Genomic DNA, 25,606 nt, shown 5'->3' with positions numbered 1-25,606 from the left:
CTCATTAACACCGAGTGCTAATACTACTCATAATTTATCAAATTCTATTTTGCATGTCAACGAATCAAACTCACTTATCGAGTAAAAATTCCTGAAATGCTGTATTTCCTTGAAAAACACCTTTTCTCGTCAGCTGAAGATGATCTCCTGTGATTTGCAGAAGCCCTTGACGCTGCAGTTCTTCTATTGGCTTTCCGAATACTTCGCGGATTGGCCGTTTGAACTTTTCCTCAAATTCTTTCATGGATACCCCTTCAATAATCCGCAGACCCAGAAACATTTCTTCTTCCATGGATTCGGACTGTGTCACTTCATGCACTTCTTTACGAGGCAGTTTTCCATCTTCCAGCAAATCAATATAGTGTGTCAGCGGGCCAACGTTCGCATAGCGCTCTTTCCCAAGATAACCATGTGCGCCTGCCCCGATTCCCGCATAGTGAGAGTTTTCCCAATAAATCAGGTTATGAAACGAAGGATAGCCGGATTTAGCAAAATTACTGATTTCATACTGATTCAGGCCCTTTTTATTCATGCGGTCCATCACCATAGCAAACATTTCTGCCTCTATATCTTCCCCTGGCAGCGGCAGCTTGCCTTTGACCATCCGGTTGTAGAATACCGTTTTCGGCTCCACAATCAATGAGTACGCAGAGTAATGCGGCAAATCAAGTGATAATGCGCGGTCAAGCGTCTCTTCCCATTCTTCCGCCGTTTGCGTCGGCAGTCCGTACATGAGATCAATGCTGATGTTATCGAAACCGATCTTACGCGCGGCAGCAATGACGCGTTCCACATCTTCATTGGAATGAGTCCGGCCTATTTGCTTCAGCAAACGTTCGTTAAAAGTCTGGACACCGATGGATAGACGGTTCACGCCTTTCTCTTTTAATACGACCAGCTGATCTTCCGACAGATCATCAGGATTTGCTTCTGTCGTAAACTCCTTCAGCGCTGTCACATCAATATATTGTGAAACGATCGTCAGTAAACGGTCAAGCTGCGCGACATTGAGTGCCGTTGGAGTGCCTCCGCCTAAAAACACCGTTTCCACTTGATCAAACGAATAGCCGGCTTCTTTCATATAATGAAACTCTTTTCCGATGGATTCTATATATTGATCGACCGGCTGATTTTTCAGGAATACTTTATTAAAATCACAGTAATAACAGATTTGCTGGCAAAACGGTATATGAATATACACTCCCCGCATGCTGTCACATCCTTTTTCTAAATATGTAAACGGCAAAAAGAGGGCGGTTTGCCCTCTTTTTGCTGAGTCCAATTAATCTTCGTCCATCTTCAAAACAGCCATGAACGCCTCTTGCGGAACTTCCACCGAGCCGACTTGTTTCATCTTCTTTTTACCTTCTTTTTGCTTCTCAAGAAGTTTACGCTTACGGGAAATATCCCCGCCGTAACATTTAGCCAAAACGTTTTTACCCATCGATTTGATCGTGGAACGCGCCACGATTTTCTGACCGATTGCCGCCTGAACCGGCACTTCGAATTGCTGTCTTGGGATTAATGATTTCAGCTTTTCAACGATAGCCTTTCCGCGCTCATAGCTAAAGTCACTATGCACGATAAAGCTCAGTGCATCGACAGTTTCACCATTCAGCAGAATGTCCATTTTAACAAGCTTAGAACGTTTATAACCGATTAATTCATAATCCAGGGAAGCGTAGCCTTTTGTGCTGGATTTCAGCTGATCAAAGAAGTCATAGACGATTTCTGCTAAAGGCAATTCATAAATAACATTCACGCGTGTACTGTCCATATAATCCATCGTGATGAAATCTCCGCGCTTGTGCTGGCAAAGCTCCATAACGGCACCTACATAATCATTCGGAACCATGATGGAAGCTTTCACATAAGGTTCCTCAACGAAATCAACTTTTTGCGCAGCAGGCATCATCGAAGGATTATCGACGTCCAAAGTCGAGCCGTCCGTCAAGTTAACTTTGTATATAACACTTGGTGCCGTTGTGATTAAATCTATCTTGAATTCACGCTCGATTCGTTCCTGGATGATTTCCATGTGCAGCAGACCGAGGAAGCCGCAGCGGTAACCGAAGCCGAGCGCCTGAGAAGTCTCTGGCTCATACTCAAGTGCAGAGTCATTCAGTTCAAGCTTTTCAAGTGCTTCACGCAAGTCATTGTATTTGGATGTATCAATCGGATACAGGCCGCAGAATACCATAGGATTCATTCGGCGGTAACCCGGCAGTGCCTCGGGAGCCGGATTATGAACATGGGTAATCGTGTCGCCCACCCGTGTGTCTCCAACATTTTTAATAGATGCGGAAAGGAAGCCTACATCTCCTACAGTTAATTCTTCACGCGGAGAAATAGAGGGAGTGAAGACACCTGTTTCCAGTACTTCAAACTCTTTTCCTGTTGCCATCATGCGAATTTTATCGCCCGGCTTTACTTTACCTTCTACGATTCGAATATTGACGATGACACCTTTGTACTGATCGTAATGCGAGTCAAAGATCAATGCTTTTAAAGGGGCATCAGGATCTCCTTGAGGAGCCGGAACCTTTTCCACAATCTGCTCCAGAATTTCATCAATACCGATTCCTGCTTTTGCAGAAGCCAGCACTGCTTCTGATGCATCTAAGCCGATCACATCTTCAATTTCCTGTTTGACGCGCTCAGGGTCCGCTGCCGGCAGATCAATCTTATTGATGACAGGCAGTATTTCCAAATCATTGTCCAGTGCCAGATAGACGTTGGCCAATGTTTGGGCTTCAATGCCCTGCGCCGCATCCACAACGAGGATGGCCCCTTCGCAGGCCGCCAGACTTCTTGATACTTCATATGTGAAGTCGACGTGTCCCGGTGTATCAATCAAGTGAAACGTATAGTCTTCACCATTTTTTGCAGTGTATGTTAACTGAACGGCATTCAACTTAATGGTGATGCCCCGTTCACGCTCCAGATCCATGGAATCCAATGATTGCGATTTCATATTCCGGGTCTTTACTATTTCCGTTTTTTCTAAAATACGGTCAGCTAATGTCGATTTGCCGTGATCGATATGGGCAATGATAGAAAAATTTCGGATGTTCTGCTGACGTGCTAATCTCTGCTCTTGATTCATCACTGTTCACTCCTACATGTACGTACCTATTTAAGCTACTTGAATTATAGCAGTGAACGGGTCAGACTTCAATATTTGATAGATTATTGCGCACCCATCATAGCTGAAACAGATTCACCGATGATCGAAATCGATTGATTTAGTTCCGCTTCCGTATTACCCACTCCGCCGAGCTCAACTAAAATCATGCTCGTATCAAGATCCTGATTGTACTTTCCATCTACACCCCGGCCGCCTTTAATAATGATTTCCCGCGTAATACCCGGCACCAGCTTCTCCATCTCATTTTTTAATTGTTTCGCTTTGGCCAAATTCCTTTCGTAATACGGATGATCCCTGCCGATTACGAACGCCACTTTCGCATAGCGTGTATTAGCGTGTGTGATTGTTGTTTTGGAAGGGCCCAGGGAATCTCTGTGCAAGTCAATGATTAAATCATACGGTTGTTCCTTCACTCGTTTCTCAACGTACGGCCTGATTGCAGCATAGGATTTATGATACGGTATTTTCTTTTGCTGCATGATTTTTACGATATCGATATCAAGCTGCTCAGCAGAAAGGCCATGAGCGAGTAAATTTTCTTTCAGCCGGCCTCCGACCTTTAAAATATTCTCCGTATGATGTGAGACTGCGACTTTACCGTCAGCCGCTTTTGTGATCGGTTCATATGCTTCATGAGAATGAGTCGCGTAAATCAACACATTTCCTTCCACTTTTGGGCGGATATCTTCTTCCAGCACATTGGATGCATAGACAATCATGCTCGGTTCCTTTATTGAGAGGGCACCGGGGACGGTCGGCTGTTTAGGAATGAACTGCAGAACGACTGGGAAGATGAACAATAGAAAAATGACGCTCATCCAAATTTGCAAAGTTTTTTTCATTGTGATCCCTCCATCTTCCACACTATGCAGAAGAAAAAAGGTCAATGACTAGTTCAGGCGTTTACTTTATGAATCCAATTAATCAATGAAGACGAAAGGGCGGTTGCATAGTTTGCCACCCATGAATCGATTTCTTTCGGAGAAATGAACGTCGATAATTCCTGATTCGACAATACTTCTTCGAAGAGCTGAATACGCTCCTCGTGTGTCCACGAAGACCAGTCGCCAAAAATTGGCGCAAGAGAAGCCCGATCAGCGTCTTTCGTCGTCCGCTGCGGAAACCGTCCGGTTGCAAGCTTGGACGAAGGCATACCGTCCTCCTCGATTTTTGCTGCGATATAACCGAACATCGTGTCAATTGCATCCGCCACCAGCACCGGACCGTCGACGACCGTCGGCACACCGATTGCGATGACAGGAATTCCAAGACTTTTCTCAGACAATTCTTTCCGGCTGTTTCCTACACCAGAGCCCGGATGAATTCCAGTATCCGTCAGCTGAACCGTGCGGCAGAGCCGTGTACTGCTTCTTGCCGCAAGCGCGTCGACGACAATGAGCAGGTCCGGCTTGCTCTGCTCCACAATCGCCTTGACAAATGAAGCGGTCTCAAGACCTGTCTGGATCGTCACGCCGGGCGCATAAACTAATATACCGCTCTCATCGTCTTCGTAATAATCCGGGATCACCTCTTTCACATAGTCCATTACTGCAGGTCCTACGGCATCGGGTGTAATGTCACGGTTGCCAAGGCCGACATAAAGCACTTTCTCAACTTTGCCTTTACATTTCTCCTGAACCAGCGCATCCATCTTCTCGATTACCAAATTGCATAATGTATCGAGTTCTTCCACTTCGTGAACAGCAAGTGTCGGAATCGTCAGCGTAATATATGTACCTTTTGCTTTACCGATCTCCTCTTCACCTTCTGCCGTCACTTTTACCGTTGTTGATTTAATTCGGCCAATAATCTTCTCTTCTACCTCAATACCGGACATTTGTTTCAGCTTCTTTTCTTCCTGTTCTGTCTGATGTCTGACAAATTCATCACTTTCGTCAATTAAATCCGTACGGTAGTAGTTGTATTCGCTCATTTTCATCACCTCTACTAGCAAGCTTGTGCAAATAATCCGCGTTTATTCTCAAATACATTGCTGTAAAGATGAAAAGCTTTACTTTTTTTCTTGCAATCTGTCAGCAGCTTTGTTAAAATTGTGCTTGTTGTAAAGAGATGTCCGGATGATTGTGGAAACACTCTTGCCTTACCTGAAAGCTGGAGGTGAATGAAATGCCAAACATTAAAGGTGCTATCAAACGCGTGAAACAAAGTGCTGCTGCTAACGAGCAGAACTCTCATGTTAAAGCTTCTATGCGTACTGCAATCCGTAAAGCGGATGCTGCTCTTCTTAATAACGAAGAAAACGCTGGAGATCTTTTGAGAGATGCTGTGAAACAATTGGATACTGCTGCCCGTAAAGGTCTGATCCATAAAAACACTGCAGCTCGTCAAAAATCACGTCTAACTAAAAAAGCTCAATAATGATATGTTAAAAGACTGCCTTCACGAAAGGCAGTCTTTTTTTGTGCTGTTATAATCCATTCATCAGGAATAGTTCCAATTTTCGCTGACGATTGCCGCTTGTGGTTTTCAGCTGCAGATCAATCGTCGCCAAATCATCCAGCGCTTTCAGTAAAACAGGAAGCGGCGGCAGACTTCGCTGCATCATCAGCTTCACCCGGTACGGATGAATATGAAGCGTTGCTGCGATTTGTTGCTGCTGATAACCTTTTTTCCGCAAATTCGTCACATGGATCATCAGACGTACCTGACTTGCAATAAGTGACGCCAGCATAATGGGTTCTTCTCCGTTACGGAGAAGATCATGATAGACTGCCAAAGAATCAGCCTTTTTATTGTTGACGAATGAATCGGTCAGCCGAAAGACGTCCATCTCCGGTGTGCGGGCTACAAGCTGTTCAATCATATCGATGTCTGCCGTCCCCTGATACGCTGTATACGCCGCAAGTTTCTCCACTTCTGCAGAAAGCTGCAGCAAATCAGTTCCTGCCATTTCCATCAGAAACTCCGCGGTTTTTTTATCGAATGTAACGCCTTTATCTTTTCCTTGCTGCATAATCCATGTGGACAAATCCTGCCCTTGCATGGCCACTGCTTCTACGACAACCGCATGTTTTTTAATTTTCTTCGTAATTTTCTTCCTCGCATCAAGCTTTTCATAAGGCGCGACGAAAACAACAGTTGCGGTCGGCGAAGGATTCTCCAGCCACTGTTCCAATAATCCCAGCTGATGATTCTGTTTTTCTTTTGTGTTATCTGTTGCCTTCAGGAATGAACAGTTCTTTGCCACGATCAGTTTATGATCAACCAAAAATGGCAATTCATCCGCAACTTCAAGAACCGCCTGAATTGGAGTTTCTTCCAAGTCAAAACGGTTCACTTCAGAAGATGTCATTCCGGGCACTGCCTTGATCAGCTTCTTAATTGTTTCATCAAGTAAATGCTGTTCGGTGCCTGTCAGCAGATACACCGGCTGCACATCACCTTTTTCAATTGTGTTCCAAATTTTTGTTACCATCTTCTTCACCTCAGCTGCCTAATACTTATCATAAAAACCTGAGCTAACTATACATGAAATTCATCTATTTCTCCATACTAGCAGGAAAAGGAGGTATTTTTGATGAAAAAGTCTGAACGCGCAAACGGCAGCCGGCGCAGCACTCCGAAAACGAGAGAAAAAGAAGAAATTTCCCTGGAAATGATGGACTTGGAAGAATTACAGCCTAAACAGGAGCCAATGACACCAAACCACAGAGAAACAGCAGAAAAAGACCGATATTATTAACACTAAATCAAAGAGCGGAAATTGCTGTCGGCAGCTCCGCTCTTTGACTCATTATTCATGAAGTTTTTGAACAATTTGTGTCAACGTTCATTGCAAGCTTTGAAAACTGCAATTTATATGGATTTTTCCTTCACTTTCATCTATACTTAGTATGGAATTAGGAGGTGTAGCAATGAATGAATTTGAACATGATGTCCAATCCAAACGTAATGATGCGATTGACAGTGGCATCGGCTTTATAGTTTCGTTTATCGGTTTTTCTGCAATTTTTGTTATTGCTACGATCATCGATATCGTCGCTCGCTAATCAATTGTTTATAAAATAGACACATCCGTCATGCCGGCGGATGTGTCTATTTGCTTTCCTGCCTGCTGGACGAAGCAGAATACACTCCTTTCTTCACACGCAGTTCAATAGTCCCCCTTTCAGCAGTCGTCCAAACAGGAGTGCCGTTCTCCTTATAACGCTCCATCACGTCTTCATGCGGATGACCGTACCGGCTGTTCCTGCCAGCGGAAACCACGGCAAATTCCGGCTTTAAAAAGCGGATGAATGGCTCTGTGCTCGACGTCCTGCTTCCGTGATGACCCGCCTTTAATACGACCCTGCCAAAAGCGGAAGATGCGTATCTCTGCAAAAACCTTCGCTCTCCTTCGCTCTCCAAGTCTCCAGGAAATATGAAATGCAAATCTTCTTCTGTCATAATCAGCAGTAACGAACTGTCATTTCCTTCATATGCCCGCTGTTCCGGTGCTGCGTAGCGAAAATGATAATTTTGTAATTGCCAGCTTACGCCTTCTCCGACTAACCGAACCGGAACGCGCTGATGTTTTGCCAGCCGCAGAATCCCCTCCATCGCTTTCTCCTTTTCACTCCCGGGAGATATATGAACCTCCAGTACACGCAGCTCCTCCATCACTTCATCCGCGCCTTCTATGTGATCCAGATCGGCATGCGTGAGCATTAGCCGGTCTATTTTCGTAATACCTTGCGCTTTTAAATAAGGCACCACAATATTCCGGCCGATTTCAAATGGCTGCTCAGGTGTTTTCCAGGTTGATTCGCCAAAGTGAACGACTCCTCCCGTATCGATCACGTAGACCGCTTTGCGAAATGGCATCTCGATGATTGTGCTGTCTCCCTGTCCCACGTCAACGTACGATATAATCACATCGCGATGCATGATAGGCTTTACCTCCAAATACAGTGCGGGTATAAGCAGACAGATGCTCCCTAGAATCATCGTCTTCCGCCTCTCCAGACAGACAAGAAAGATCAATATACCAACCACTGCAAACACGGCGCCGAATGCATCTGGCCGCCCTGGCGTCCACAGTTGATAAGGCATCGAAGCAAACCAGGTCGTCATGCCGCCAATCCAGCCGCGTATCGGTTCATAGAGAGTAAATAGGACAGCCGCTGTCTGCGGTGAGATATACGTGCAGACGAGCAGAACTAAATTTGCAGGTAAAATGAACACTGAATAAAGAGGCACATAAAACAAATTTGCGGCAAATGAAGAAATCGACAGTTCATAAAAGTGGTATAGCAAAATTGGATATAACGCAACTTGTGTAATAACCGTAACAAGAAATGAAACGAAGAAGCCATTTTTCGCCTCATTTAGAATTGCTGAAGAATACAGCAATGAAAAAGCCGCTAAGTAAGATAGCTGAAAACCTGGCTGAAAGACGATATACGGCTGAGTAACAATGAAAAACAATGCGCTCAATGCAAGCGCGTCATCCAGCCGCAATTTAACGTTTCCGGATACCGCCAGCAATAGAATCATCGTCACGGTGACTGCACGCCAAACTGACGGTGCGCCGCCCGCGACGCATGCATAGACTGGAAGAAACAGCAGCAGACTGTATGTGACCCATTCTTTCCGGAGACCGGCGCGCAATAAAATGGTCCGTATAAAAAAGGTCAATAAACCGACATGCAGTCCCGAGATTGCAAATAAGTGAGTAATACCGAGCGTACGGTACTCTTTCTGTAATACTTGGTCCATCCCCGTACGGTCGCCGATCAGCAATGCTTCCGCTTCGGTGACAAGCGAAGGAGGAAACCGTTCATGGATGTGCGTTTTAATGGCCGACCGATAGTGTGAAAGCCTGGAGCGCACCGTAGACAGCGGTACGATTGCATGTATATTCTTTACTTCCAGAATACCTGCAGCACCGTTCATCCGCAGATAGCGTGCCATATCAAATGAATAGTCATGTGCTGCGGGCTCCAATTCTTTCGGCTCGACTTTCGCGGTGAACTGAAAAGTGGATAAACGGGCGGATTGAAATCGTTGCTTCTCCTGCTCTGAGCCAAGCGTATACATCATATAGACGATTGTGCCATCTGTCAGACGGGCGAAGCCTTTTACTTTCGCACCGTCTATTTTCACTTGATCTTGCCATTGGAATGTAACGACTGACTGATCGGGGAGAACGGAAGTATTATGGGAGAAATACAAAAAAGAGAAACTTGCCAGAAGCGCGCAAAGAATTAGGTGGAGATAATCTTTGCGTAAAAAGTAGAATGGAATGAGGTAAACTGCATGTAAAAATAAAAGCGATCCCGAAAGCTCAGCCGCAAAGGCAGAAACTGCAACAGGAATCGCTATATACATCCATCGTATCGATCGGATTAATTGCCAAATAAATGATTCACCCTTTGCAAAAGGGTATCCAGTTCTTCAGGTTCAGCGCCAAGCTCCTGCATTTTCAACAGCATTTCATTGAACAGCGCAAACTTCTCTTCGCTTGCAAAGTCAATGGAACGTTTATCAAACGGCACTTTTTCAATCGCAACGCCTGCCTGCGCGAACAGCTCCAGCGCATATTCACTGTTACGATAATCTTCCGCATACTTGACCCGTTCAATGCCTGCCTGAATCAGCGCTTTACTGCACTGCAGACATGGGAAATGGGTGACGTAGATTGTTGCCTGCGCAACAGGTATTCCGTATTTGGCACATTGCAGCAGCGCATTCATCTCTGAATGAATTGTTCGTACGCAATGATTATCTACGACATAACAGCCATGCTCTATACAGTGATCACCGCCGGATATCGAACCGTTATAGCCGCCTGCGATGATGCGCTGATCACGGACTAGAACAGACCCTACAGAAAGCCGTGTGCACGTGCTGCGCATTGCCAGCAGATGACTTTGCGCCATGAAGAACTGATCCCAAGTTATTCGCTCCATACGGTCGCCTCCATCAGTTACTAATATGTGGTGCTAATTTCTCAAACGTCTTGTCGCCAATACCGGAGATGTTTTTCAGATCATCCAGTTGTTTGAAAGCGCCATTTTCTTCACGGTATTGAATAATCGCCGCAGCTTTCGCGGGGCCAATGCCGGGAAGTGTCTGAAACTCACTTTCATTCGCAGTATTGATATTTACTTTTGCACTGGAACTGTCAGACGACGGGGAAGAGTCTGCTGCAGGAAAAATTGGCGGCTCTTCTCCTGCGACAGGCACGTAGACCACAGATTCGTCCTGCAGCCGCTGCGCATGATTGAGCAGACGCGTGTCCGCAGACTCTGTGTAGCCGCCCGCTTTGTCAACAGCATCTAACAGCCGATCTCCGTCTTGCATAGAATAAAGACCGGGATGTTTCACTGCGCCTTTTACGTCGACGAGTATAGCAGCAGAAACAGCTTCTGCTACGAGTTCGACCGGCGCTTCCACTTCTTCAATAGTTCCGGATTCTGTCGTTTCAATTGTTTCTAAAAGGGATTGTCCACGTTCTTCGGATAATTCATCCGGCTGTTCCCGGGGAAAGAACAAAACAGTGGAAAGTACAGCGAACGCTGCAATAGGAATGATCAATGTACGCCATTTTTCGGTAAGAAATGAACGGATAGTCAACAATCCTTTCTTTCAGCACCGTATGGAGTCCCCTTAACTATACCCGATTCAAAAAAACTATGAAAGAACTATTTACGTGCTTGGAAAAATATCCTTTCGCTTTCTTCATCCGGGGCTTCATCTTCCCAGTCCGCAAAAATTCGCTCTATCTGAAATCCCGCTTCTTCAAGCATCTGGACATACTCAGGCACAGCAAAAGAGCGTTGCATATGTACTTCATTGAATCGGCGGTATGAGCCGTCTTCCTGTTTCACGAAAAACGCCAGCTCCGAATAAATTGAATGAAGCTCATCTCCGGGAGCCGTCTGCCATACATACGTAATCCGCTGATTATCGAATATGAATGGTCCTTCGAGAAAAATTTCATCCATTTTGAATAGGGAATGCACGTCAAATAACAACACGCCGCCTTTATTCAGGGCGCTGTAAATCCGCCGGAATGTTTCCTCAACATCGGCTTGTCTGATGACGTAATTCAACGAGTCAATGGATATGACCGCTGCGTCGAACGTATCACCCACATCCAGCTGCTGCATCGGCTGTTCTATGAATTCGATATCGAGCGAAAGGGACTGCGCACGGTGAGCGGCCACTTCAAGCATGTCCGCAGACAGGTCGACCCCCGTGACCTTGGCGCCTTTTTTTGCGAGCATCGCGGAAAGCAAGCCAGTTCCGCAGCCAATATCCAAAACTTTTTTCCCGAAAACGCCTGCAGACGCCAAATCGAGTAACTCGACATAGGCGTCATACGGGATATCATTCATCAGTTCGTCATAAATTGGGGCGAACGCTGAATAAGAAGAAGTCATTGATCGGTCGCCACGTCTAACTGCGGTGCGTCTCCCCATAACTTTTCTAAGTTATAGAATCCGCGCTCGTCTCTATGGAACACATGGACTACAACGTCGAGCAAATCGACCAGTATCCAGCGGCCTGCGTCAAACCCTTCCATGCGCTTCACTGTGAAGCCTTCTTTGGAAGCCTGGTCAGCCACTTCACGGGCAATTGCCTGTACCTGACGCTCTGAGTTGGCATGACAAATGATGAATTGATCTGCTATCAGTGAGATGCCCTCCATGTTTAATACTACGATGTCTTCTGCTTTCTTACTGTCTACTGCCTTGTATGCTAATTCTAATAATGTTGGCATATTTCACTGTTCCTTTCTTCTGCGTACATGTTCATTATAACAATCAAATGAATAAGGGAATATAACTGCGTACTTGTGAACCAAGAACTGCAGCGTATGCTGAATGCACTCCGTCATTTGATCTTCCAGCGGTTCACCGTCAATCCGCTGGCGCAACTCATTGATGCCCGGAAACTTCCGGCCCGGCTCGATCAGATCGGCGATGTAGATTACCTTCTCCAACTCGCCCATACCTGCACGGCCTGTCGTATGGAAACGGATGGCCTGCAAAATTTCATCATCGTCGACTCCATAACGCTCTTTCGCAAGCAGCGCTCCGACTGGTGCGTGCCACAGTTCCGAGTGATACTTTACGTACAGTTCATACTCTTCGTCACGTTTCAGCAATTCCAGTAATTCCTCTTTGTTCATAAACTTGGCGTAATCATGAAAGAGGCCGGCAATTTCAGCCTTCTCCACTGAAACTCCCACTTCTTCCGCTAATTTCATTGCCGTTTCCGTGACACGCAATACGTGTTCATAGCGCTCTTTCGGCAAACGCCGCTCCAGGTCATTTCGAACTTGTTGAAGATCCATATAATCTCTCCTCTCGAATGTAAGCTTCGACAGCCGGCGGAACCAGCAGCTGCACTGTTCCGTCTTCGGCAAAACGCCGGCGTATCAGTGTGGATGATAAATCTAGCTGCGGCGTTTCCACCAATCGCACCGGAATTTCAGAAACATTGTCAGCACCTGGGCGTTTGACACCTATAAAGGTCACGATCTGCAGCAGCTCTTCAATCCGGTGCCACGCCGGCAGCTGATCAATCATATCGCCGCCAATGATAAAATAAAAGTCACAGTCCGGTTCGTTTTTTACTAATTGCGACATTGTATCATATGTGTACGATACACCGCCGCGTTCAATTTCAAACGACGAAGCACGCAGACCTTCGATTTCATCCGCTGCCAATTTCACCATTTGCAGACGCTGCTCTGCAGTCGCGTCCCCCGCGGCTGTCTTATGCGGCGGAACAGCAGCCGGCATCAGCCATACCTCGTCCAGTTCCAGCGCATAGCGCACTTCATTGGCAATCAATAAATGTCCGGTGTGCGGCGGATTAAAAGTTCCGCCCAAAATGCCGATTCGTTTCATCTGATTCTCCTTACGGTAATTGTATGCGTTTTTTCTCTGCTGACTCTCTGTATAGAACAATCGTGCTGCCTATAATCTGAACTACATGAATCCCTTTGTACGCGCCAATTTTTTCCGCAATTTCATTTTTATCTTCGTCGCAATTCTGAAGAACACTTACCTTCAATAGCTCACGTGCTTCAAGCGCTTCGTCAATTTGCACAAGGATCGCTTCTGTCAAACCGCTTTTTCCGATTTGGAACAATGGATCCAAATGATGCGCTTCACTGCGCAGAAATCTTTTTTGTTTACCTGTTAACATGTTTACCCGCCAACTTTCATTGTAATCGTATCAATCATTTTTTTTGTGTCAGGATAGACGCCTGTCCACTTTTCAAAAGCGAGCGCCCCCTGATGGACGAACATTCCTACACCGTTCATCGTCTGTGCGCCTGCCTTTTTTGCAAGCCGTAAAAATTCTGTTTCGAGCGGATTATAAATAATATCCGCTGCAACAGCACCGCTGGACATATTTTTTGGATTAAGCGGTATACCCTCCTGCGCAAAATTCATGCCGACAGAAGTCGTTTGCACAATCAGGCCGAACTCCGACAGCCGCTCTTCCGCGTCTTCTATAGACAGTGCGTGGCCGTCCTCCATATCCGCAGCAAGTTCAGCGGCTCTGGACGCGGTCCGGTTAGTAAAATAAAGCGGGCCGAAACCTGCCGACTGCAGCGCAAAGGCAATACCTCTCGCTGCACCGCCGGCACCGATTACCAGCACAGGACCATTCACTGCATCCGTAAACTCCTGCAGCGATTTCACAAAACCCGCACCGTCTGTATTTGCACCGGCCAGCTTTCCGTCTTCTGTATGATAAACGGTGTTGACTGCGTTCATAACCTTTGCCGATTCATCCACTTCATCAAGCAACGGAAGTATTGTCTGTTTGTGAGGCACCGTCACGTTCCAGCCGCTGCATCCAAGTGTCCGCAAGCTGCTGACAGCTTGCTCAAGATTATCCGCCGCTGCATGAATCGGTATATATGTCGCATCGAGATTGTTTTCACTGAGCCACTGATCATGCATGACCGGCGACATCGATTGTGCGATGGGATCGCCCAGCACTGCATACCACTTTTTCATTACCCCATTCCCCCCGCCTTTGTTTAGATCAATGAAGGCCTAATTTCCACATTTACACCCTTCGGTGCATGAACAGCCACCTTCACATTCGCATGCTGAACCGTGATCCACCCGAGACCTGAAATAACCAAATCCATTTTTGCCTTCTTAATCGAAAATTCATGCCGCACAAGCGGAGGCAGTTTTTCAAGAGAGGCCGGACCTGGCGGTGACAGCATATCGCCGAGATGATTCGCAAATAATTCATCCGCATTTTCCAGCTTTGTCCTGTGCAGCGGCAGACCATTTGCCGCATAAATATTGAATGAAGAACGTTCTCCCTGAATAAAATCAAAGCGGGCCAGTCCGCCGATGAATATAGTCTGCTCTGCATTCAGCTGATAGACTTTCGGCTTCAATTCTTTTTTGGGTGTTATCAATTTCAGATCATGCGCATCCAGATGATGTGCCATCTGGTGATCGTTAATGATTCCCGGTGTATCCATTAATGATTTTCCGTCATCCAACGGAATCTCGACCACATCAAGCGTGGTGCCCGGGAAATAAGATGTCGTAATGACATCTTCCATACCTGTCGCCTCTTTGATAATCCGATTAATGAACGTAGATTTTCCGACATTTGTGCATCCGACTACATAGACGTCTTTGCCTTTGCGGTATGTTTCGATGGCATCAAGCGCTTCACTCATGCCGTTGCCTTTTACTGCAGAAACCAGCAGCACATCAGCAGGTTTCAATCCAAGCTTCGCCGCTTCTTCTTTCATCCAATTCGTTACACGTTTAGGATTGATTGACTTAGGAAGAATATCCGCTTTATTGCCGATCAGTAAAATGTCTTTTTTCCCTACGAACCGATGCAGACCATGGATCCAGCTTCCGTTGAAATCAAAGATATCCACCACTTTGACGATTAAGCCTTCTTTTTCGCCAATTCCGTTCAGAATCGCCAGAAAATCGTCTCCCGATAGAGAAACCGGCTGCAGTTCATTATAGTTCCGTAATTTAAAACAGCGCTGACAGATGACATCTTCCTTCTCTAAGGCTGCAGGCGGTGCATAGCCCTCAGCCGTTTTATCTGCCGTTTGGATGGTAATACCGCATCCAATACATTTGATTGATTCCAAATTCAGTCCTCCCACGTAAGTAATCCTTTTCTTTTGAACCTTGCCATGATCCGGCGCTCTATCGCCCGGTTAAACTTTGTAATCGTGGCGTCAGAACTTGCCACAGGAACGACTAATATCGTCTGCAAGCCCACACGATTTGCACCCAACACATCCGTCAGTAATTGATCGCCAATCATGACAACTTCCTCTTTCGGCAGTCCTAGTGTAGCCAGTGCCTGATAGAAGGCTTTTTTCATCGGCTTCCGCGCTTCACAAATATACGGAATGCCCAATGGATCACAAAAATGACTGACACGCTCTATATGGTTATTGGAAACAACTGTAATTTGCAGACCTGCATCGCGCATAGATTCAAACCACGCCATAATATCTTGCGTAGCATCTGCACGATCCCATTCAACGAGTGTGTTGTCTAAATCCGTAATAATACCCTTGAACCCTTTTTCAATTAACTGTTCAGGTTTGATTGACAATACTGATTTAACATACGCGCTCGGTAAAAAATGATTTAACACATTATCCTCTCCGCCCTACAACAAATTCTTGTCTGATTATAACATAGTTGTGTAGACTGCACGCACAACTATGTCTGATTTCATCGCTTTTCTTGCCAGTGATAGACCTTCCGTTGTTTGCATAGAGTAAAGTACCAATAATCGGAGGTGGTCACATGAGCGGGTTTTTCTTGGCTGTCATGCAATTATGGCTAGAGATCCCCGCGCTGATCGGTTACATCAGAGGGCAGGCATTCCTTCGGCCGTTATCGAAAAAAGAAGAGGCCGAGTGCTTACAACGATTGGCAGAAGGTGATGAAAGTGCCCGTGATGAACTCATTGAGCACAATATGCGTTTAGTCGCCCATATCGTCAAGAAGTTCCAGCCTAAGCACGAGCTGCTCGATGATTATATTTCGATTGGCGCGATTGGTCTGATGAAAGCTGTCAACAGTTTTACGCCGGACCGCAAAACCAAGCTCGCCACGTACGCTGCACGCTGTATTGAAAATGAAATCCTTATGTATTTACGAACACAGAAAAAGGTGCAAAAAGACGTATCACTCTACGAACCTATTGGCCTCGATAAAGACGGGCAATCTCTAGAAATAGCAGACCTTCTCCAAACTGATGATGTCCCCCCACAAACCACCGTTGAGCAGAATGAACAAAAAGAGCGGCTTTACCGTCATTTGAATAAGCTGGATGCTCGTGAACTTGAAATTATTCAGAGACGATATGGCCTGCTTGATGATCAGCCCATGACTCAAAAAGAAATCGCTGAACAGCTGAATATCTCAAGAAGTTACGTATCACGCATCGAAAAACGAGCAATTGTTAAATTGTATCAGTCATTTAAGCATGAATACCAATAATGCAAAAAGCGTTTCCGCTTGTGCTGTTCAGGGCATTTGCCCCCGCACATCGGAAACGCTTTGTTTCTATTGTTAGTCAGCTTTAACCTCACGCAAAATAATTGCTGCCAATAGTGCTGTGACAATAAATACTCCACCCATTAGGAATCCCATTGAATGTCCCTCCTCTCAACAAAACGATCTGCTGGTCTGTCTACTTAGCAATTTTATCATAGAACCATCAAAGTTTCGAGATGACGCGCAAAACAATCTGTGACGAGTGTTTGGCGGCCAGCGGTAAGAACTCATCGAAACTGACCGTCGATTCTTTCCCCGCAATATCAGATAACGCACGGATGACAACGCATTTCGTATGAAACTGATAACAGACCTGCGCAACGGCCGCCGCTTCCATTTCCACTGCGATGACGCGCGGGAATCTGCTCTTCACCTGCAGGACCTTTTCAGGATCTGCCATGAAGGTATCGGCTGAAGCGATCGTGCCGACAGCATGTTCATATGTATCTAGCTCTATAACTGCTTCTCTTGCCAGGCTGATCAGGTTAGGATCCGATGGAAAGCTGGCCGGAAGCTGAGGAACTTGTCCCAATTCATAGCCGAATGCTGTTACATCGACATCATGATGGAGAACATAATCAGATATTACAACTGTTCCTACTTCGAGGTCAGGATTCGTTCCGCCCGCAGAACCTGTATTCAGGACGATATCGGGTTTGTAGTTCTGCAGCAGGATTGCCGTAGCCATCGCCGCGTTTACTTTACCTATGCCGCTTTTCGTTACGATGACCTGATGCTTTCCTACTTTCCCTTCGATGAATTCACAATTGCCGATGGTTGTGATTTTTCCCAGTCCGATTTCTCTGCGTAAGATTTCGACTTCTTCCTCCATTGCACCTACGACTGCTATTTTCATGTATGCCCTCTCCTCTTTTTTCACTTACTGGTATGTGCTGCGGAGTACACAGCACATTGACAGATTCTTGCTGATTATTTCAGCACATCCATTTTCACAGGTTTCCAGCCTTGACCGTCCACCCATTCAAGATATACTTTGTACTTTTTGGAATTATCTCTGCTCGAAACAATACCTTCTGATTTTTGCGGGCCTCCGCCATTTTGAATACGCAAGAAAATTAATTCGTCTTCAGACATTCCCGTAGCATAAGAGATGGCTTTCTTTTTTTCATGCCAGTCAGCTGACTGACCGTCGTATTTGGATACGTGCTGACCTGTTTGCTTCGTTCCAATCGGTTTCCAGTTTGGATCCACAACAGATTTTTTACCGGCGTCTGATGAAGTTTCTTTCTTTGGATCTTCTTGCTGCGGCTCATCTTCTTCTTCCGCAGATTCTTCTATTTCATTAACGACCGAAGCACTGTTTTCTTCAGAAGTTTCTGCTGCCGGTTCTTCAGTGCTGTCTGCTTCAGAACTCTCTGTGTCGGGTTCTTTTGCCTCTTCGTCGTCTTCAAGCACAATCGGTTCGATTGGAGCGTCATCAGACTTAGCGGCTTGCTGCGGCTGTTCCACAGTGAGTTCGTCCTTTTTACTGCCGTTGATAAACACAATTGCCACTACCGCGATGAGCACAACTACGACACCGATGGAAATATTCAATGCTTTGTTTACCTTATTTGCTTTGCTGCCTTGTTTTCGTGACGTTCTGGAATACTTTGGATCTCGATCTGCCACTTAGGACAACTCCTTTATTATGAAATCGTGTAGATATTCTGAAGGGAGATTACAGTAAAAATAAGCAATACCGTCTTCTGCTTGTGAGAAGACGGTACGCGTGTCATTTTATCTCGAGTATTTCAACTGACATTTCACCGCCGGGAGTTTGGATCTTTACTGTTTCATCTTTTTTTCGGCCAATTAATGCTTTTGCAATTGGAGAGTCATTTGAAATCAAGCCTTCAAGAGGGTTGGCTTCAGCCGAACCGACAATCGTATATGTCTCTTCGTCTCCGTCTGGTATTTCTTTAAAAGTAACCGTCTTGCCCAGTTGCACTTCATCTGTATTCAATTCATCCTCAGTAATAATGACCGCGTTGCGGATCATTCCTTCCAAAGAAGAAATTTTTCCCTCGACGAATGCCTGATCCTCTTTCGCTGAATCGTACTCAGAGTTTTCAGATAGGTCTCCGTAACTGCGTGCAATTTTAATGCGTTCTACTACTTCTTTTCGTTTAACCGTTTTCAAATACTCTAATTCTTCTTCTAATTTTGCTTTACCCGACGCTGTCATCGGATACTTTTTCTCTGAAACCATTTAGTAACACTCCTCAAATTTCTTTTCATAAAAAATACTATGTCACACAAACTTCAATTATGTGACATAGCAAAACTATTTTTGAATTGACCGTATGTTCTTCCCGGTCAGGATCGAACTTGACTGAATAATAAAGTCTCCACTTGCCTGGAATATCCTGACATTCCATCAGAATAATAGGATGTACGCTAAATTAATTTAAAATTATGTCATCATCATATTATACTTCGCTGGCAGAAGCAAGAATTGTTTTTATTTTCGTTACCATCAAATCAATGGCAACTGCATTCTCTCCGCCTTCCGGAATGATTATATCAGCATACTTTTTTGTCGGCTCAATAAATTGATTATGCATCGGCCGGACCACATCCAAATATTGCCCGATCACGGAGTCTACCGTGCGGCCGCGATCATGAATATCGCGCTGTATGCGTCGAATGATGCGGATATCAGAATCCGTATCGACGAACAATTTAATATCCATGAGATTTCGCAGACGTTCGTCTTCAAGGACTAAAATTCCTTCCAGTATGATGACGTCTTGAGAATTTACAGTGACCGTTGCAGCAGAACGAGTATGCACGGTATAGTCATAGGTCGGCTTTTTTATCGCTTGTCTGCTGATGAGCTGATGAATATGTTCTATCAGTAAGTCTGTATCAAAAGCTAACGGATGATCATAATTGGTTTTTAGTCTTTCCTCAAATGCCAGATGCGACTGATCTTTGTAGTAGTCATCCTGTTCAATCACGACAACTGAATGACCTTGAAATACTTCATGAATTTTTTTAGTGACACTTGTCTTACCCGAGCCCGAACCCCCGGTAATGCCAATTACGACAGGTTTATTCTTCACAGTGATTCCCCTTCGCCGCATTTTGTCTCTGCCTTTTTAACCGCAGTCAGAATGCCGTCCCCAATGGGCAGCAGAGATGTTTCAAACTGTTCATTCTGCATCGCCCAGCCGGTAAATTGCTGCAGATTCCGGATCATCGTGCGGTTGCGTTTCGGTATGTCTGCATCTTCCAACAGCACCATACCATGCATGAACATATTATCACAATAGATTACACCTGAAAGACTCACGAGCGGGCTGTATTTGTCAAAGAACTTTCGATATTGCCCTTTCGCCGCATCGATAAACAGCGCATCAAACGGTTCTTGCGGCAATTTGGCTTCATCCAATTCAAGCGCGTCGTCATGCATGATGGTGATGCGTTCCTGCAGTCCGCTGCGGCTGATATTGGCGACCGCTGTATTGTAACGCTCTGTGTCCCGTTCAATCGTATAAATGACAGCCTGCGGAAACGCCTTGGCCAGCCGGATAGCCGAGTAGCCAATGGCGCTGCCGATTTCAAGAATACGTTTTGGCTGCTGAATCTGCAGCAGTCCGATCAGTGTGTAAAGGCCGGTGTCGTCCATAATCGGCACACGATGTTCTGCGGCATATTGTTCCATTTCCAGGATGAGCGGCTCTTTCTCTTCTGCAAAGCGGCTAATATAAGCATTGTAATCCGACATATCCACCCCTCCTTTACAGCGTATTATTTATTCTGGCTGTCGATATATTTTGCTTTGTTTTTCAGGTGTTCTTCATACGTCTTGGCAAAATGATTTTTGCCGTCTTTATCGGCCAGGAAGAAGAGATATTTCGTTTTAGACGGTTCCACCACTGCCTGTATCGACGCGGTGCCCGCGTTTGCAATTGGTCCCGGCGGAAGTCCTTTATTTTGATACGTATTATATACATTATCCACTTTTAAATCTTCATTCAGCACGCGTGACTTATGTTCGCCGAGCGCATATAAAACAGTCGGATCCGTCTGCAGCGGCATGCCTTGTTCCAGGCGGTTGTTGAATACACTTGCGATTGTATCGCGATCCGCCTGTTCTGTCGCCTCTTTTTCCAGCAATGAAGCAAATGTCAGCAGCCAGTGAGCTGATTTTTCTTTTTCCTTCAAATATCCCTGGTACGGAATGACGTTCTGAACAGTTGCCTCTACCATCGTATCGACCACTTCTTTCACTGTTACTTTCTCTTCATAGAAAGGATAGGTAGCCGGGAATAAGTAGCCTTCGAGTGCATACCTGATATTTTTGTTCAGAATTTCTTCTGTAATAATATCAGGATACTTAGTGATATATTCTTGGATGACTTGTTCATTCGTTACATAATCCATAAACTGCTTTTCGGTAATATCTGTTTTTTCACTTGTTTTCTTTGCAATCTGATCCAGCGTAAGGCCTTCCGGTATCACGAGTGTAAAGACAGGTGTGCGGTAGACAACGCCCGTTTTCAGACTTTCGATCAGTTCATCAGGCGTCATGGCCTGTGTTAACCCATACGTGCCCGCCTGAAATTCAGCTTCATTATTCACTTTGGCATAGTATTTAAAAATACGGGCACTTTTTATAATACCCGACTGTTCAAGTTTTTCAGATATTGCGTCCAAACCGGATCCGATCGGTATTTCTACTTCCACCACTTTTTCTGAATTTGGATCTACAGGCTGTAATGCACCTTTTATGTATGTATAGACTGAGAATCCTGCAACCAGTCCCACTACCAAAACAACAGCAACAATCCAAAACACAATTTTTCTGACGGTTCTCACTTCTTCCTTCTGTTCCAGCATTCGTTCAAACATAATCTCTTTTTTTCTTTGGGGCTCTTTTTCCACAAGCCTCACCTCTTCTTCCGCTATGGATAAATCAAGCAAAAAAGACGGAACGGTCCGCACCATTCCGTCCGTCACATGATGTTATCGTTTACTCGTCTTCTTCTTCAAGAAACGTGTTGAGTACTTCTTCTATCATATCCCACTCTTCATCGGATTCGATTTCAAGAAGCGAACCGCCTTCTTCCGTTTCCTCCGTCGGAATGAAAGCAGCTGCGTGAATTTCAACTTCTTCATCATCATCTGTCGGCTCTCCGTCTAGCACGTGGTACAGCACATAAGATCTTTCAAATTCTTTTGAATCAAATGTTAAAATTACTTCACATACGTGCTCTTCACCATTCTCGTCTACAATCGTCATTGTTTCTTGTCCGTGTTCCATTGTGTAATCACCTCTAAAGTTTTTTTGAATCTAAATACCCTTGTAAAATCATGACGGCTGCCATTTTATCAATGACTGACTTGCGTTTTTTTCGGCTGACATCCGCTTCAATAAGCACACGCTCTGCAGCCATTGTGGTAAGCCGTTCATCCCATAATATCACGGGGAAGCCGAACTTTTCACGCAATTTTTCTGCGTAGCGTTCAGATGCTTCTCCCCGCGGCCCTATTGTATTATTCATATTTTTAGGGTATCCGACGACGAACTCCGTCACTTCGTACTCTTCTGCCAGCTGTTTAACACGTTTCATGCCGAAAGAACCTGCTGCCTCATCAATTTTGATGGTTTCAATTCCTTGGGCTGTCCAGCCGAGGCTGTCGCTAATTGCGATGCCGACCGTTTTTGTGCCGACATCCAATCCCATAGTTCTCATACTGTCTAGCCCCTATTCTCCCTAATGTAAAACTTTACTAATTCTTCAAGAATTTCATCCCGTTCCAGTTTTCGTATCAGACTGCGAGCGTCTTCGTGGCGTGGAATATAGGCTGGATCTCCAGACAATAAATATCCGACAATCTGGTTGATAGGATTGTAGCCTTTTTCTTCTAATGATTTGTAAACGTGGAGCATGACCGTTTTTACTTCTTCCTCCATCGACTCTTCAGGAAAGTTGAATTTCATCGTTTCATCAGACGAACTCATACTCGACACCCCGCTTTCCGATTTCCATTATGTGCAGTACGGCTAATCGACCTTCTATATATAGAGTATACGGATAAAATGCTGCCCGGTTACATACGGGCTCGTGCATACCCATTTATTTACCGGCACTATTTATCCGTATTCATGCATAGCGAACGTACATAATGGTTAAACAGATTTTACATAATCATACACGGATTGAAGCGCCTCATCAAGTTTAGACGCATCTTTTGCTCCAGCCATGGCCATGTCCGGACGGCCGCCGCCTTTTCCGCCGCAAAGTGAGGCAACATGGTTGACGATTTTCCCTGCGTGATAGCCGCCGCCTTTCAGATCGTCCGTGACGCCTGCTGCGAGCATGACTTTCCCGTCAGTTACTGTACCGAGTACAATGACGCTTTTGACCGTTTTTTGTTTCAGTTCATCAATCAATTGTCTAAGACCGTTATTGTCTTTTACTTCTACATTTGCAGATATCACTGTGATATCTTCGATTTGCTGTGCAGTCTCCAATACAGCTGTCAGCTGGCTATTGCCGAGCTTCGCCTGCAATGATTCGTTTTCGCGCTGCAGTTCTTTAAAATCAGCCAGAATGGATTCGACTTTTGTTACCACCGTTTTCGGTGTGGCCTTTGCAGTCGCCGCCACTTGGTCGATCACAGCCTGATCTTCTTTAAATGAACGGAAAGCTTGTCCGCCGGTAAATGCTTCAATACGACGTGTTCCTGCCCCGATTCCGCCTTCTGAAATGATTTTGAAGACATTGATATCAGATGTATTGCGCACATGACAGCCACCGCACAATTCAATAGAGTAATCTCCGACTTTTACGACGCGCACAATATCGCCGTATTTCTCTCCGAACAATGCCATCGCGCCCATTTCTTTCGCTTCTGCGATAGGTGCAAGCGATGTATCGACCGGCGTTCCAGCCCAAATTTGTTCATTCACCTGGAATTCGATGCGCTCTAGCTCGTCTTTCGTGACTTGTCCAAAATGAGAAAAGTCAAATCGCAGACGGTCTGGGCCAACATAGGATCCAGCCTGATTGACATGATCACCTAGAACGTCTTTCAGCGCTCTGTGCAATAAGTGAGTTGCCGTATGGTTTTTTACTGTCAAGTTGCGTGAAAACTCGTCCACTTTTGCAGCAACTGCTGCGCCTTCATTCATTTCACCTGAGCTGATGAAGACGGTGTGAAGGTTTTGACCGTTTGGCGCTTTTTTCACATCGCGCACTTCAGCGGTGAAGGAATCATTTGTCAATGTCCCTTTATCTGCAATCTGACCGCCGCTTTCAGCATAGAAAGGTGTGCGGTCCAAAATCAGCTGGACTGTTTCTCCTTCTGCCGCATGGCCAATGCGCTGCCCGTCCTGAATGAGCACACTGATGACTGCGTCCGCTTCGAGCTGACCATAACCGATGAATTCACTGGCATCGTGAATTTCACCGAGAACGCCTGACTGAACATGCATGGAATCCGTTGTGGCGCGGGCAGCCCGTGCACGGTTCCGCTGTGCAGCCATTTCTTCATCGAATCCGATACGGTCAACCGTTACATCTTCTTCCAATGCAAACTCTTCTGTCAGTTCAAACGGGAAACCATAGGTGTCATACAGCTTAAAAGCATCACTGCCTGAAACAATAAATGTACCCGACGCTTTTGCTTTTTCAATAATAGAGGAAAGAATCGTCATTCCGTCATGCAGTGTTTCGTGGAAACGATCTTCTTCGTTTTTCACGACTTTCATAATGAATGCCTGTTTATCATGCACTTCAGGATAGAAGTCTTTCATAATATCTCCGACAATCGGCACCAGCATGTACATAAACGACTTATCGATACCTAATTGCTTAGCGAAACGCACTGCTCTTCTTAACAGACGGCGCAAAACATAGCCGCGGCCTTCATTGGAAGGAAGTGCTCCGTCGCCGATTGCGAAAGCTACTGTACGAACGTGGTCTGCAATAACTTTAAATGCCGTGTCTGCTTGGGATGTTTCCCCGTACTTTCTTCCAGATACATTTTCCACCGCTTCAATGATCGGCAGGAATAAATCCGTATCAAAGTTCGTCGGCACATCCTGGATTACCGATGCCATCCGCTCCAGTCCCATTCCTGTATCAATGTTTTTCTTTGGAAGCGGCGTATACGTGTTATCAGGGTTATGATTGAACTCAGAGAATACTAAATTCCAGATTTCCAAATAACGTTCGTTTTCTCCGCCCGGGTATAATTCGGGATCTGAGAAGTCATCACCGTAGGAAGGGCCGCGGTCATAGAAAATTTCAGAGTTTGGACCGCTTGGGCCTTCACCGATATCCCAGAAGTTCCCTTCCAGGCGAATAATGCGCTCAACCGGGATTCCAATCTGATCTTTCCAAATTTTATATGCTTCCTCATCTTCCGGATGGATTGTCACGGATAATAATTCCGGGTCAAAGCCGATCCATTGATCATTTGTCAGAAAATCCCACGCGCGGATAATCGCTTCTTCTTTGAAGTAATCCCCGATGGAAAAATTTCCGAGCATCTCAAAAAACGTATGGTGACGAGCCGTGTAGCCGACATTTTCAATGTCGTTAGTGCGGATTGATTTTTGTGCATTGGCAATCCGCGGATTTTCAGGAATTACCCTTCCGTCAAAGTATTTCTTCAATGTAGCGACACCGCTGTTGATCCATAACAAAGACGGGTCATCAACTGGCACTAATGCAGCTGATGGTTCTACATTATGTCCGTGCTCCTTAAAATAGTCTAAAAACATTTGGCGAATTTCAGTTGACGTAAGCTTCTTCATCGTTTTGCTCCTCCTAAAATTAAAAAAACTCCCCCCCTTTTAAAAAAAGGGGCGAAGATTTCATTGATCGCGGTACCACCCTAATTACCGCATGACGCGGTATCTCGAGTTGCCTTAACGCGGCAAGACGGCAGGGATTAA

30 protein-coding genes are annotated in these 25,606 nt (G+C 45.4%); 4 read left to right on the top strand and 26 right to left on the bottom strand.

The window, feature by feature from the left end; genetic code table 11:
• Positions 1-70: 70 nt before the first annotated feature.
• From hemW to gpr, 4 genes are all read right to left on the bottom strand, one after another.
• A complete protein-coding gene (hemW, locus tag SporoP33_RS15695; RefSeq protein WP_081244663.1) occupies positions 71-1,210 on the bottom strand; it encodes a radical SAM family heme chaperone HemW in 1,140 nt (379 codons plus the stop codon).
• A 72-nt stretch (positions 1,211-1,282) separates the two neighbouring features.
• Positions 1,283-3,106 carry a translation elongation factor 4 gene (lepA, locus tag SporoP33_RS15690; RefSeq protein ID WP_081244662.1) on the bottom strand — a complete coding sequence of 608 codons (1,824 nt, stop codon included), beginning with the start codon at positions 3,104-3,106 and terminating at the stop codon, positions 1,283-1,285.
• An 83-nt stretch (positions 3,107-3,189) separates the two neighbouring features.
• Positions 3,190-3,990, bottom strand: a complete 801-nt coding sequence (spoIIP, locus tag SporoP33_RS15685; RefSeq protein WP_231293266.1) for a stage II sporulation protein P — start codon at positions 3,988-3,990, stop codon at positions 3,190-3,192.
• A gap of 53 nt (positions 3,991-4,043) precedes the next feature.
• Positions 4,044-5,081 carry a GPR endopeptidase gene (gene gpr / locus SporoP33_RS15680; RefSeq protein WP_081244660.1) on the bottom strand — a complete coding sequence of 346 codons (1,038 nt, stop codon included), beginning with the start codon at positions 5,079-5,081 and terminating at the stop codon, positions 4,044-4,046.
• 194 nt (positions 5,082-5,275) lie between these two features.
• Here gpr and rpsT point away from each other — a divergent pair, with 194 nt between their 5' ends.
• Positions 5,276-5,527, top strand: a complete 252-nt coding sequence (gene rpsT / locus SporoP33_RS15675) for a 30S ribosomal protein S20 (protein ID WP_081244658.1) — start codon at positions 5,276-5,278, stop codon at positions 5,525-5,527.
• 49 nt (positions 5,528-5,576) lie between these two features.
• Here the strand turns inward: rpsT and holA are convergent, their stop codons facing one another.
• Positions 5,577-6,584: a DNA polymerase III subunit delta gene (gene holA, locus SporoP33_RS15670; protein WP_081244657.1), complete on the bottom strand. Its 1,008-nt coding sequence runs from the start codon at positions 6,582-6,584 to the stop codon at positions 5,577-5,579.
• Between the two features lie 102 nt (positions 6,585-6,686).
• On the opposite strand from holA, the gene SporoP33_RS16165 reads away from it, so the two are divergent.
• On the top strand, positions 6,687-6,851 hold the full coding sequence (locus SporoP33_RS16165) for a hypothetical protein (RefSeq protein ID WP_155961382.1): 165 nt from the start codon (positions 6,687-6,689) through the stop codon (positions 6,849-6,851).
• Positions 6,852-7,023: 172 nt separating this feature from the next.
• Positions 7,024-7,158, top strand: a complete 135-nt coding sequence (locus SporoP33_RS15665) for a YqzM family protein (protein WP_081244656.1) — start codon at positions 7,024-7,026, stop codon at positions 7,156-7,158.
• A gap of 46 nt (positions 7,159-7,204) precedes the next feature.
• On the opposite strand, the gene SporoP33_RS15660 is transcribed toward SporoP33_RS15665, so the two are convergent.
• The 11 genes from SporoP33_RS15660 to SporoP33_RS15610 all read right to left on the bottom strand — a co-directional run bounded on the left by SporoP33_RS15660 (position 7,205) and on the right by SporoP33_RS15610 (position 15,778).
• The gene (locus SporoP33_RS15660; RefSeq protein ID WP_196796816.1) at positions 7,205-9,322 is read right to left on the bottom strand and encodes a DNA internalization-related competence protein ComEC/Rec2; all 2,118 of its coding nucleotides are present in this window, start codon (positions 9,320-9,322) and stop codon (positions 7,205-7,207) included.
• Between the two features lie 173 nt (positions 9,323-9,495).
• Positions 9,496-10,059, bottom strand: coding sequence for a ComE operon protein 2 (locus SporoP33_RS15655; RefSeq protein WP_081244652.1), 564 nt, complete (start codon positions 10,057-10,059; stop codon positions 9,496-9,498).
• Between the two features lie 13 nt (positions 10,060-10,072).
• Entirely contained in the window at positions 10,073-10,726 is a 654-nt protein-coding gene (locus tag SporoP33_RS15650) for a helix-hairpin-helix domain-containing protein (RefSeq protein ID WP_231293265.1), read from the bottom strand.
• A gap of 68 nt (positions 10,727-10,794) precedes the next feature.
• Positions 10,795-11,535 (bottom strand): class I SAM-dependent DNA methyltransferase, encoded by a 741-nt coding sequence (locus SporoP33_RS15645; protein ID WP_081244650.1) that lies wholly within the window; start codon positions 11,533-11,535, stop codon positions 10,795-10,797.
• The gene (gene rsfS, locus SporoP33_RS15640) at positions 11,532-11,876 is read right to left on the bottom strand and encodes a ribosome silencing factor (protein ID WP_081244649.1); all 345 of its coding nucleotides are present in this window, start codon (positions 11,874-11,876) and stop codon (positions 11,532-11,534) included. The genes SporoP33_RS15645 and rsfS overlap by 4 nt, the downstream gene beginning before the upstream one ends.
• A gap of 3 nt (positions 11,877-11,879) precedes the next feature.
• Complete coding sequence (gene yqeK / locus SporoP33_RS15635; RefSeq protein WP_081244648.1) at positions 11,880-12,452, bottom strand: bis(5'-nucleosyl)-tetraphosphatase (symmetrical) YqeK; 573 nt, start codon at positions 12,450-12,452, stop codon at positions 11,880-11,882.
• On the bottom strand, positions 12,427-13,011 hold the full coding sequence (locus SporoP33_RS15630) for a nicotinate-nucleotide adenylyltransferase (protein ID WP_081244646.1): 585 nt from the start codon (positions 13,009-13,011) through the stop codon (positions 12,427-12,429). The genes yqeK and SporoP33_RS15630 overlap by 26 nt, the downstream gene beginning before the upstream one ends.
• 10 nt (positions 13,012-13,021) lie before the next feature.
• A complete protein-coding gene (gene yhbY / locus SporoP33_RS15625) occupies positions 13,022-13,312 on the bottom strand; it encodes a ribosome assembly RNA-binding protein YhbY (RefSeq protein ID WP_081244644.1) in 291 nt (96 codons plus the stop codon).
• A gap of 2 nt (positions 13,313-13,314) precedes the next feature.
• Positions 13,315-14,136 (bottom strand): shikimate dehydrogenase, encoded by an 822-nt coding sequence (gene aroE, locus SporoP33_RS15620; protein ID WP_081244643.1) that lies wholly within the window; start codon positions 14,134-14,136, stop codon positions 13,315-13,317.
• 23 nt (positions 14,137-14,159) lie between these two features.
• Positions 14,160-15,260: a ribosome biogenesis GTPase YqeH gene (yqeH, locus tag SporoP33_RS15615; RefSeq protein ID WP_081244641.1), complete on the bottom strand. Its 1,101-nt coding sequence runs from the start codon at positions 15,258-15,260 to the stop codon at positions 14,160-14,162.
• 2 nt (positions 15,261-15,262) lie between these two features.
• Positions 15,263-15,778, bottom strand: a complete 516-nt coding sequence (locus tag SporoP33_RS15610; RefSeq protein WP_081244640.1) for a YqeG family HAD IIIA-type phosphatase — start codon at positions 15,776-15,778, stop codon at positions 15,263-15,265.
• A gap of 155 nt (positions 15,779-15,933) precedes the next feature.
• Here SporoP33_RS15610 and sigK point away from each other — a divergent pair, with 155 nt between their 5' ends.
• Entirely contained in the window at positions 15,934-16,632 is a 699-nt protein-coding gene (sigK, locus tag SporoP33_RS15605; RefSeq protein WP_081244639.1) for an RNA polymerase sporulation sigma factor SigK, read from the top strand.
• A gap of 220 nt (positions 16,633-16,852) precedes the next feature.
• On the opposite strand, the gene mtnN is transcribed toward sigK, so the two are convergent.
• The 10 genes from mtnN to alaS all read right to left on the bottom strand — a co-directional run bounded on the left by mtnN (position 16,853) and on the right by alaS (position 25,465).
• Complete coding sequence (mtnN, locus tag SporoP33_RS15600) at positions 16,853-17,545, bottom strand: 5'-methylthioadenosine/S-adenosylhomocysteine nucleosidase (protein WP_081244637.1); 693 nt, start codon at positions 17,543-17,545, stop codon at positions 16,853-16,855.
• 74 nt (positions 17,546-17,619) lie between these two features.
• Positions 17,620-18,321 carry a YrrS family protein gene (locus SporoP33_RS15595; protein WP_081244636.1) on the bottom strand — a complete coding sequence of 234 codons (702 nt, stop codon included), beginning with the start codon at positions 18,319-18,321 and terminating at the stop codon, positions 17,620-17,622.
• A 103-nt stretch (positions 18,322-18,424) separates the two neighbouring features.
• Positions 18,425-18,901: a transcription elongation factor GreA gene (greA, locus tag SporoP33_RS15590; RefSeq protein ID WP_081244634.1), complete on the bottom strand. Its 477-nt coding sequence runs from the start codon at positions 18,899-18,901 to the stop codon at positions 18,425-18,427.
• Between the two features lie 220 nt (positions 18,902-19,121).
• Complete coding sequence (gene udk, locus SporoP33_RS15585; protein ID WP_196796815.1) at positions 19,122-19,757, bottom strand: uridine kinase; 636 nt, start codon at positions 19,755-19,757, stop codon at positions 19,122-19,124.
• On the bottom strand, positions 19,754-20,422 hold the full coding sequence (locus tag SporoP33_RS15580) for an O-methyltransferase (protein ID WP_081244630.1): 669 nt from the start codon (positions 20,420-20,422) through the stop codon (positions 19,754-19,756). The genes udk and SporoP33_RS15580 overlap by 4 nt, the downstream gene beginning before the upstream one ends.
• Positions 20,423-20,445: 23 nt before the next feature.
• A complete protein-coding gene (gene mltG, locus SporoP33_RS15575) occupies positions 20,446-21,549 on the bottom strand; it encodes an endolytic transglycosylase MltG (protein WP_231293359.1) in 1,104 nt (367 codons plus the stop codon).
• 121 nt (positions 21,550-21,670) lie between these two features.
• A complete protein-coding gene (locus SporoP33_RS15570) occupies positions 21,671-21,961 on the bottom strand; it encodes a DUF1292 domain-containing protein (protein ID WP_081244627.1) in 291 nt (96 codons plus the stop codon).
• Between the two features lie 13 nt (positions 21,962-21,974).
• Complete coding sequence (ruvX, locus tag SporoP33_RS15565) at positions 21,975-22,394, bottom strand: Holliday junction resolvase RuvX (RefSeq protein WP_081244626.1); 420 nt, start codon at positions 22,392-22,394, stop codon at positions 21,975-21,977.
• A 5-nt stretch (positions 22,395-22,399) separates the two neighbouring features.
• Positions 22,400-22,663 (bottom strand): IreB family regulatory phosphoprotein, encoded by a 264-nt coding sequence (locus tag SporoP33_RS15560; RefSeq protein WP_081244625.1) that lies wholly within the window; start codon positions 22,661-22,663, stop codon positions 22,400-22,402.
• A gap of 168 nt (positions 22,664-22,831) precedes the next feature.
• A complete protein-coding gene (gene alaS / locus SporoP33_RS15555; RefSeq protein WP_081244624.1) occupies positions 22,832-25,465 on the bottom strand; it encodes an alanine--tRNA ligase in 2,634 nt (877 codons plus the stop codon).
• Positions 25,466-25,606 lie beyond the last annotated feature (141 nt).

The sequence above is a fragment of the Sporosarcina sp. P33 genome (assembly GCF_002077155.1).
Taxonomy (GTDB): Bacteria; Bacillota; Bacilli; order Bacillales_A; family Planococcaceae; genus Sporosarcina.
Note: the sequence above shows the minus strand (reverse complement) of the source record. Positions and strands in the feature narration are given on the sequence as shown.